Here is a 7,625-nt window from a genome sequence, read left to right as displayed (position 1 = left end):
CTAACTGAACAAGAGCTTCGCTTGCTCAGGTTATTGATTAACAATCGTGGTAAAGCGCTGTCACGCGGAGAAATTTTAGAAGTTGCCTGGGGTTTTTCCAAAGACCTATCGACTCGTACCGTCGATAACTTTATTGTCCGTTTTCGAAAGTACTTTGAAGACGACCCTAAGAACCCCGAGTTCTTCAAAAGCCGCCGCTCTGTGGGCTACGTATTTGACCATTAAAATATCACTGATGAAGATTTTATTGCTTGTAAAGAAAGCCTACACTATTTTGTGTTAGTCTTGATGGCAAAGTAACAGACTATCGTTAAAGCTATCTGATTTTAAAGGACTTATATGATTGTTCATTCTTTGGCGGGCCAGCCTGCACCGCAAGAAATATTAACTGATATCCCTCGCTTGGTTGCGAGTTATTACAAGCGGCAACCTGAACCGGGAAACTCTGATCATGCAGTAGCATTTGGTACATCTGGCCATCGCGGGACAGCGCTGAATTGTAGCTTCAACGAACATCATATCTGGGCTATTTGCCAAGCTTTATGTGAATATCGCCAGGCTCAAAATATTAGTGGTCCTTTATTTTTGGGTAAAGATACCCACGCCTTGTCGGAACCTGCATTAATTAGTGCGCTTGAAGTCTTTGCGGCGCAAGATGTCGAAGTGCGCATTCAGCAGGGCGGTGGCTATACGCCTACTCCAGTTATCTCTCACGCCATTCTTAGTCATAACCAAGGGCGCACCCAGGGACTTGCCGACGGTGTGGTGATTACGCCATCCCATAACCCTCCTCAAGATGGAGGCTTTAAATATAACCCTCCTCATGGTGGGCCTGCAGATACCGATGTTACTAACCTGATTCAGGCACGTGCGAATGAACTTTTAGCTCAAGGTATGGAAAAAGTAAAAAAGGTTTCTTATTCGCAGGCTTTGGCAGCTAGCAGTACGCAAGAAATTGATTTTGTCATGCCCTACGTGAAGGACCTGGAATCTGTGGTTGATATGTCTGCCATTTCCAAAAGCGGCTTGCGTATAGGTGTTGACCCAATGGGCGGGAGTGGTATTGCTTACTGGGAGCCGATTGCCGAGCATTATGGTTTGAACCTGGAGTTAGTCAATAAGCGGGTTGATCCAAGCTTTTCGTTTATGCGTGTTGATAAAGACGGCAAAATTCGTATGGATTGTTCCTCACCTTATGCCATGGGTCAGTTGATTGAATTAAAAGACCAATATGATGTCGCCTTTGGCAACGATCCTGATTACGACCGTCATGGCATTGTGACTCGAAGCTCTGGCTTGTTAAACCCAAATCACTACTTAGCAGTCGCAATCGATTACCTTTTCTCACATCGTCCTGAATGGGATGAATCTGTTGGAATCGGCAAAACGCTAGTTTCCAGCAGCATGATTGACCGAGTGGCTAGCGCGCTAAAGCGTCCTTTGGTTGAGGTGCCTGTTGGCTTTAAATGGTTTGTAGATGGCTTGCATCAAGGCAGCTTGGGTTTTGGTGGAGAAGAAAGTGCAGGCGCTTCATTTTTGAGACGCAACGGACAAGTTTGGACGACCGATAAAGACGGCATTATCATGGATCTCCTGGCTGCCGAAATATGCGCAGTAACTGGTAAGGACCCGGGGGAGCGTTATAAAGAACTGGAAAACCAGTTCGGTTCTCCTGTTTATGAGCGTCTTGATGCATCGGCAAGCAAAGAGCAGAAAGCCAAGCTTAAAGCCTTATCTGCTGAGCAGGTGAGTGCAAGCGAGTTGGCAGGCGAAACGATTCAGCAGAAACTGACCAAGGCGGTGGGTAATAGTGCTGCAATCGGTGGCCTAAAAGTTTCTACAGAAAATGGCTGGTTTGCTGCAAGGCCATCGGGCACCGAAGATGTTTATAAAATCTATGCGGAAAGTTTTGTCAGTTCAGATCATTTGAAGAAAGTTCAGAAAGAAGCAAAAGCGCTTGTGGATGAAACCATCAAATAAGGATTAAAAAGCTCTGAGTCATGACTCGGAGCTATTTAATGAGTAAGCTATACTAAAAGCCTACGACTAAGGAGTTGTCTGATGAGGGTTCCTGATAACAGTAATATCGTCATTTTTGGTGCCTCGGGAGACTTGTCGTTTCGCAAGCTTATCCCGGCTTTGTTCCATTTATATGTCACTAGACAATTGCCTGATTGTTTCTTTATTTTGGGTGTTTCGCGCAGTGCTTATGACTCAGATAGTTATCGTGAGGCTTTGTTAAAGTCGCTAAGTGAAGGTGCAAACCTTGATTCGCATACTGTCGAAGATTTTCTCCAGCACGTTTATTACTTGTCTTTGAATACCTCCGATGTCACGGAATACTCCAAGCTAAAGCTTACCTTGAATGAGCTGTATGCGCGCTACCAGACACCGCACAATACTTTGTTTTACATGGCGATGCCGCCAAGTATGTTTACCGTGATCCCTGATTGCTTGTCAAAGAGTCAATTGTTGGATCAGTGTGAAGGCTGGAAGCGCATCGTGGTCGAGAAGCCTCTAGGTTATGACTTGGAATCTGCAATCGAGCTAGACCATGGTTTGCATTCCTATTTTGATGAATCCCAGATTTATCGTATCGATCACTATTTGGGAAAAGAGACCGTTCAAAACCTACTGGTTTTTCGCTTTGCTAATGGCATGTTTGAACCATTATGGGATAGAAATTATATTGATTATGTTGAGATAACCGGCGCAGAGAAATTAGGTGTTGAGTCTCGGGGTAGCTATTACGATGGCGCAGGTGCCGTGCGCGATATGTTTCAAAACCACTTGCTGCAAGTTTTGGCGATGGTAGCGATGGAACCGCCAGCAGTGATCAATGCCGACTCAACGCGGAATGAAGTGGTGAAGGTTCTACAGAGTCTAAAACCACTTAGTCAGGCCGATTTAGAGAATAACCTGGTTTTAGGGCAGTATACGGAATCCTTAGTTAAAGGTAGTGCTGTTCCAGGTTATCGGGATGAGGAAGGTGTTAGTCCAGATTCCAGAACTGAAACCTACGTAGCCCTTAAGCTATTTATTAATAATTGGCGTTGGAATGGAGTTCCTTTTTATATTCGAACAGGGAAGAGCTTGCCAACGCGAGTGACGGAAGTTGTTATTCACTTCAAACATACACCACACCCTGTTTTTGGGCTGAATGCACCGGCAAATAAACTGGTGATACGCATTCAGCCAGATGAAGGGATCGTGATGCAATTCGGTCTTAAGAAACCCGGAGCAGGTTTTGAGTCGAAAGAGGTGAGTATGGACTTTCGTTACCAGGATTTACTCGATGAAGAAGGTGATGGTGTACGCATTCTGAATGCCTATGAGCGCTTGTTACTGGATGCACTGAATGGCGATGCCACCTTATTTGCTCGTAGCGACGCCGTGCAATCCTGTTGGCAGTTTGTCGAGCCTATTCTGAAATATCAAGCTGGCGACCATGCCTTGCATGGTTATGCGAGTGGTACATGGGGGCCGAAAGAAGCCGAGAGCCTTCTTCGGCGTGATGGCCGTACCTGGCGTTTTCCGTGTAAAAATTTAGCCAATACTCATTATTGTGAGTTATAGCGAGATAAAAAATTCTTAAGCAGGGGGCAGTATGAATGCGAGTAGTGATGGTTCTATTATAAGCATTTATGAATCAGCTGATGAGCTTGCAGAGGTAGTGGCCAAACAGTGGCTGGCTCTGAGCCAATCTGGCGCCGATATCCATATCGCTTTATCGGGCGGGACAACGCCCAAACATATTTTTGGCTACATAGCCCACAGTGATTACGCAAATAGCATTCTTTGGCGGAACTTACATTTCTGGTGGGGAGATGAACGTTGTGTGTCGGCTAATGATGAGCAAAGCAATTATGGTGAAGCCATGCGGCTGTTGTTTAGCCATGTGCTAATTCCAGCGAGTAACATTCATCCCATTCATGGTGAATTAGCGCAAGAAAAAGCCTTGATCGAATTCAAAGATGAAATGCTGGCTTGTCTGCCATCAGTATCTGATGGAGTGAATGCCTTTCCTATTTTTGATTGGGTTATGCTGGGTATTGGGGAAGATGGACATACTGCCTCATTGTTTCCTGGCCAAACAGATTACGACTGTGCTCAGAGTGCCGTTCAGGCGACTCAACCAAGCTCCAAGCAGGAGCGAATCTCGCTAAGTGCTTCAGTCATATCATGTGCCAAGAGAGTGACATTTATTGCCTTGGGTAAGAGTAAGGCAAGTGTCGTGCGAGAAATAGTCGATCAGGCAGAAGTCTCTAAAAGCTACCCGGCAGCCAATATTTTTTCACGAATTATTGCAAGCTCAGGGTGTGTTGAGTGGTATTTAGATGCGGAATCGGCAGCTAAACTTAGCGAGCATTAAACAAGAAATAGTCGAGGGATAATTATGGCGGATAACAAAGCAGACATTGCAGTCATTGGTCTAGCGGTAATGGGGCAAAACCTGGTTCTGAATATGAATGACCACGGTGTCAGGGTCGTTGCGTATAACCGAACGCAGAGCAAAGTATCCGAGTTTATCAAGGGTCTTGCTGCTGATACGCTAATACAAGGTGCAAATAGCCTTGAGGATATGCTGGCGAAGCTCTCCTCGCCTCGTAAAGTGATGTTAATGGTAAAAGCTGGTGAGGTGGTGGATGCCTACATTGAACAGCTACTTCCTTTGCTAGATGATGGTGATGTCATTATTGATGGGGGCAACTCCGACTATCGAGACACGGCTCGACGAGTAGAGTCATTATCTGAAAAAAATATTCACTATCTCGGTATCGGTGTTTCCGGTGGTGAAGAAGGTGCACGTTATGGGCCGTCTATCATGCCTGGTGGTGATGAGCGAGCCTGGCCGCTAGTAAAGCCTATATTTCAGGCTATTGCGGCGCGCACCGATGCTGGTGAAATTTGCTGCGACTGGGTTGGCTCGGGCGGTGCAGGGCATTTTGTGAAAATGGTTCACAATGGCATCGAATATGGTGATATGCAGCTCATCTCTGAGGCTTATCATTTTATGAAGAGTGGGTTGAATTTGAATCACCCTGAAATGCAGAAAAGTTTCTCGGCATGGAATAAAACAGAGTTAGATAGTTATTTAGTTGAAATAACAGCCAATATTCTTGGCTTTTATGAAGATGGGCAGCCCTTAGTAGAGAGCATTCTTGATACGGCAGGGCAGAAAGGAACCGGTAAACTGACTGCAAATAGCGCACTTGAAAACGGTGTACCTTTGAGCTTGATTAGTGAGTCGGTCTTTGCACGATATATCTCCAGTTTCAAAGAAGAGCGAATCGCTGCTGAAACAGCTTTCGCGCGTGAGATATCTAGTGTTGGTGGAGATAAGGACGATTGGCTTGAAGCGTTGAGAGAGTCCTTATTGGCGTCTAAGATCATCTCTTATGCTCAAGGTTTCATGTTAATGAAGCAAGTTTCAAACAACTTGGATTGGAATCTGAACTTCGGGAATATTGCTTTAATGTGGCGAGGAGGTTGCATTATCCGAAGTCGTTTTCTAGAGAATATTCGTGACGCCTTTATAAAGAACCCTGAGCTCTCTTTCTTAGGAATCGATGACTATTTTCAACAATTATTGAAGCAGTCACTTCCTTCCTGGCGCAGGGTTTTGGGTAAAGCGATTGAAATCGGGCTACCAATGCAATGTACCGCGTCAGGCTTGTCTTTCTTTGATGCCTTCACCTGCGGAAGATTGCCAGCAAATATGCTGCAAGCGCAACGTGATTACTTCGGTGCGCATACTTATGAACGGGTTGATAGAGATCGAGGCGAGTTTTTCCATACGGACTGGATTGGAAGTGGTGGAGCGGTATCCTCCAGCCAATACAATGCCTAATATATGAGCGCAGCATGATTCCATCGGCGAAAACAATTAATGCCTATACAGAAGATGTTCTAGGTGAACTCGATGGAGTAGGAATTGCCGAAAGGGTTCGTAAAAGAGAAATATCGGCCCAAGAGGCGGTTGAAGCGAGTATTAGTCGCGCGATGCATGTTGAGCCGAGCCTAAACAGTCTTGCTGTGGAAATGTATGACAGGGCTCGACGGTACGCATTGTTGCCTAATTCAGGGTATTTTTCCGGTGTCCCTAGCTTTATTAAAGATAATGACGACTTTAACGGAGTGCCCTCCGCTCATGGTTCCGCAGCGTTAAAACCTAAACCCGCAGCAAAATCTTCAGATTTCGTACGTCAATTCCTGTCGCTAGGCGTCGTGCCCCTAGGAAAAACTCGAATGCCTGAGTTTGGCTTAACGGCTACGACTGAGTCTAGTTATTTTGGCTCGACTTCTAACCCGTGGAACCTTGAGCGTTCAACTGGCGGTTCATCCGGCGGATCTGCCGCCATGGTTGCAGCTGGCGTTGTGCCCTTTGCTCATGGGAATGATGGCGGTGGTTCTATCAGAATACCTGCGGCATGTTGCGGGCTAATAGGGCTGAAGCCTACAAGAAGTCGCTTAGTCGATATGAAAGGGTCCCATTTATTACCTATCAATTTGGGGCACCAGGGAATTCTAAGCCGTAGTGTTCGCGATACGGCGATGTTTTATTCCGAAGCTGAAAAGTTTTATCTCAACCGAAAACTACCTGCGCTGGGTGAAATCACCGGCCCCGCTAAAAAGCGACTTAGAATCGGCTTTTATACAGATGGCCCTGGCCATCTTTATAGTGATTCAGACAATGCGGCAGCCGTGCATCAGGCGGCCAGAATATGCAGTGATTTAGGGCATGATGTGGAAGAAGTTTCGTTTCCATTTGACCCTGCTTTTGGGGACGACTTCTTGCTCTATTGGGGAATGATGGCGTCGATTTTTTCTACAACAGGTAGCGTTCTGTTTGGTACTAAGTTAAATAAGAAAAAGCTCGAACCGCTGACCCTTGGGTTAAGTAAGCACTTCCGAAAACATATACTTAAAGCGCCTTTAGCGATTAAACGCTTACTGGGTTTTACTAATGTTTATCAACAAGAAATGGCTAACTATGACCTTATGTTATCGCCAGTTTTAGGGCACCCACCGCCGAAAATAGGCTATCTTGCGCCTGACGTAGAATTTGAAAGTGCTATAGAGCGCCTAAAGCATTTTGTACCTTATTGTGCGATTCACAATGTCTCGGGCGCGCCTTCGATTGCTTTGCCTATTGGCGTTAGTCAAAAACAGGTGCCTGTTGGCGTCCAGTTCTTTGCACAGTTTGGAGAAGATAAACGCTTGCTTGAGTTGGCTTTTGAGATTGAGGAAGCAGTGCCTTTTGTGTTGAATAAATATTGAATTAACAACGAGTATGATGAAGAAAGGGATCGAGGTATGAAAAAGGTGTTTGGCATATTAGTCACTGTATTGTTGCTTGCAGGCTTGAGTGCTTGCGACAAAATTAACAATGCCAGTCGAACGATGGATACGATGTTAGGGGGGGGATTATGAGGTTCATATTCAGGGCTTTGATAAACCTTTCTACATAAAAGGAGGGAAGGTTACTTCAGTACCTGACAAAGGTTATTATGTATTTTATCCAATGATTGAGGGTAAAGAGAAGCTGGTTCAATCGCCTATCCAGTTAACGACGATTATTAAGACTGATTGATTGTAGGCAGAGTCTTCCACGGCTCGCAGAC

At 45.4% G+C, this 7,625-nt stretch carries 6 protein-coding genes; all 6 read left to right on the top strand.

Annotation, left to right across the window (positions count from 1 at the left end; all coding sequences use genetic code 11):
- Positions 1–225, top strand: a 225-nt coding sequence (locus A3761_RS03920) for a winged helix-turn-helix domain-containing protein (protein ID WP_197472803.1), incomplete at its 5' end; no start/stop codon positions are given.
- A gap of 114 nt (positions 226–339) precedes the next feature.
- Entirely contained in the window at positions 340–1,980 is a 1,641-nt protein-coding gene (gene pgm / locus A3761_RS03915; protein WP_068553754.1) for a phosphoglucomutase (alpha-D-glucose-1,6-bisphosphate-dependent), read from the top strand.
- A gap of 81 nt (positions 1,981–2,061) precedes the next feature.
- On the top strand, positions 2,062–3,576 hold the full coding sequence (gene zwf / locus A3761_RS03910) for a glucose-6-phosphate dehydrogenase (protein WP_068514353.1): 1,515 nt from the start codon (positions 2,062–2,064) through the stop codon (positions 3,574–3,576).
- A 31-nt stretch (positions 3,577–3,607) separates the two neighbouring features.
- Positions 3,608–4,372, top strand: a complete 765-nt coding sequence (gene pgl / locus A3761_RS03905; RefSeq protein WP_197469694.1) for a 6-phosphogluconolactonase — start codon at positions 3,608–3,610, stop codon at positions 4,370–4,372.
- A gap of 24 nt (positions 4,373–4,396) precedes the next feature.
- The gene (gene gnd / locus A3761_RS03900; RefSeq protein ID WP_068514356.1) at positions 4,397–5,851 is read left to right on the top strand and encodes a decarboxylating NADP(+)-dependent phosphogluconate dehydrogenase; all 1,455 of its coding nucleotides are present in this window, start codon (positions 4,397–4,399) and stop codon (positions 5,849–5,851) included.
- Positions 5,852–5,865: 14 nt separating this feature from the next.
- A complete protein-coding gene (locus A3761_RS03895; protein ID WP_068514359.1) occupies positions 5,866–7,281 on the top strand; it encodes an amidase in 1,416 nt (471 codons plus the stop codon).
- Positions 7,282–7,625 lie beyond the last annotated feature (344 nt).

It is taken from the genome of Oleiphilus sp. HI0123 (assembly GCF_001635315.1).
This window is presented reverse-complemented; position numbering and strand designations above follow the sequence as displayed.

What these genes read in the sequence shown, in the direction of transcription:
- pgm (WP_068553754.1), top strand. Translation starts at nt 340, where the DNA reads ATGATTGTTCATTCTTTGGCGGGCCAGCCTGCACCGCAAGAAATATTA.
- zwf (WP_068514353.1), top strand. Translation starts at nt 2,062, where the DNA reads ATGAGGGTTCCTGATAACAGTAATATCGTCATTTTTGGTGCCTCGGGA.
- pgl (WP_197469694.1), top strand. Translation starts at nt 3,608, where the DNA reads ATGAATGCGAGTAGTGATGGTTCTATTATAAGCATTTATGAATCAGCT.
- gnd (WP_068514356.1), top strand. Translation starts at nt 4,397, where the DNA reads ATGGCGGATAACAAAGCAGACATTGCAGTCATTGGTCTAGCGGTAATG.
- A3761_RS03895 (WP_068514359.1), top strand. Translation starts at nt 5,866, where the DNA reads ATGATTCCATCGGCGAAAACAATTAATGCCTATACAGAAGATGTTCTA.